Here is a 903-nt window from a genome sequence, read left to right on the forward strand (position 1 = left end):
TACTATTTCTTGTGCTTTCGTTGTTTCTTTCGCTTTTGCTACTTTCTGCGTCTTTACTTCTTTCTTTTCTTTAACTGATTTTTGTACTTTCGCTACTTGCTTCATTTTCTCTTCAGTTTTCTTTTCAGTTGGTGCTGTACTTGATAGGAAAGAAACGTTTGCATAAGCTGTTTTTCCTTTATACTCAAATTGCAGCCATCCGTCTTTTACTTGATGCGTTGATTCAATTACATCATCTTTTTTCAGTCTGCCAAGAATTTCTGATTCTGTGTTTGCTTCGGTACGTACATTTAACAAATTCGCCGTTACATGATACACATCTTTTGTAAACTCCGAACTTACAAACACTTCTTTACCGTTCAATTCAATTTTTGACCAACCATCTTCGGTATTGATGACTTTTAACTCTTGCCCATTCTTTACTTTTTCGACCACTTTTGATTCTGTAGTCGGTTTTTCACGTACGTTAAGTACATCTGCTGTTACGATTGTTTCTGCGGTAGCAGTTGTGGTAAATGCCCCCAATCCAAAAATAGTTGCTGTTGCTGCGCCAATTACTTTTTTCATATTAGCCTCCATTATATTTTTTGAATTTTATCAAATGCCTCTGTAAAATTGTATAATTTTACATAATATCAAAACATTTGCAACAGTATATTAATATTGTTTAATATACCGTTATTAAAACTCCTTACTCCAATACTATCAAATTCTTATTTCTAATTCTATATATTATAAATATCCTTATCTTTTATAAAAGCTTCATGCCCTTCTTCACACTAAATAGTTGTTGCAATTCCCGCCAAAAATAAACTTACGATTGCTAAAATTTTAGTAGCGACTATAGCAACTCTTAAATGAAACTTATAATCTTTATATCCCTTCATTCCTTCTGTACTAGGA

At 32.4% G+C, this 903-nt stretch carries 1 protein-coding gene and 1 pseudogene; both read right to left on the bottom strand.

Going from position 1 to position 903, the window contains the following annotated elements; all coding sequences use genetic code 11:
* Positions 1-567, bottom strand: a 567-nt coding sequence (locus DN403_RS30500) for an SH3 domain-containing protein (RefSeq protein WP_255295229.1), incomplete at its 3' end; no start/stop codon positions are given.
* 212 nt (positions 568-779) lie between these two features.
* Positions 780-903: pseudogene (locus DN403_RS30505) on the bottom strand (nitroreductase); the annotation flags it as partial.

This window comes from Bacillus sp. AY2-1, from assembly GCF_008368965.1.
Classification (GTDB): domain Bacteria; phylum Bacillota; class Bacilli; order Bacillales; family Bacillaceae_G; genus Bacillus_A; species Bacillus_A thuringiensis_S.